1 protein-coding gene and 1 pseudogene are annotated in these 619 nt (G+C 69.1%); one reads left to right on the top strand and one right to left on the bottom strand.

Going from position 1 to position 619, the window contains the following annotated elements; all coding sequences use genetic code 11:
* Positions 1-135 precede the first annotated feature (135 nt).
* Positions 136-438, top strand: coding sequence for a TetR/AcrR family transcriptional regulator C-terminal domain-containing protein (locus tag G5C65_RS38075; protein WP_165303647.1), 303 nt, complete (start codon positions 136-138; stop codon positions 436-438).
* Between the two features lie 78 nt (positions 439-516).
* Here G5C65_RS38075 and G5C65_RS38070 read toward each other — a convergent pair.
* A pseudogene (locus tag G5C65_RS38070) lies at positions 517-619 on the bottom strand (IS5/IS1182 family transposase); the annotation flags it as partial.

Below are 619 nucleotides of genomic sequence, written 5' to 3'. Positions count from 1 at the left end.
GCGTCACGATCTTCACACGGTGAACCTAGCAAGGAGCACTGACAACAGGCTCGGATCCGTGCTGCCGTGCACGTCAGAGCATTCCAGAGGAGCGATTCCTCCTGGGCGTGAACGCCCGGGGTTCCTCTCTAGATCGTGCTGAACGTGCTGCTGTACGGCTATGTGCAGGGGCTCGCCGTGCACCTGGAGCGCGAGAGCCATGCGCGGGAGGCCACCGGGCTCTCGGAGGAGGAGTGGCTGGAGCGGCACGACGACGGGATGCGGACGGCCGCCGCGTCCGGGACGTACCCGGCGTACGCCCGCTTCCTGGCCGCCGTCGGCGACGAGGGCTACGACCTGGAGCTGGACCGGATCTTCACGACGGGCCTCACCTGCCTGCTGGACGGCCTCGAACACAGCCCGCCGGGCGCGGTGCCGGGCCGGGACCGCGCCCTGTAAGGGGCAGCCGACCGTGTCCGACGGATCGTGCTGGGCTCCCCGCGCCCCTGGGCGCGCCCTAGGAGTTGTCTTCAAATGTCACGTCCACATCAGGAGCGAGGCGAGGGCGACGGCTCCCTGGTAGGACTCGGCGGTCTTGTCGTAGCGGGTCGCGATGCCGCGCCACTGCTTGAGGCGGTTG

It is taken from the genome of Streptomyces boncukensis (genome assembly GCF_011045075.1).
Taxonomy (GTDB): domain Bacteria; phylum Actinomycetota; class Actinomycetes; order Streptomycetales; family Streptomycetaceae; genus Streptomyces; species Streptomyces boncukensis.
Note: the sequence above shows the minus strand (reverse complement) of the source record. Positions and strands in the feature narration are given on the sequence as shown.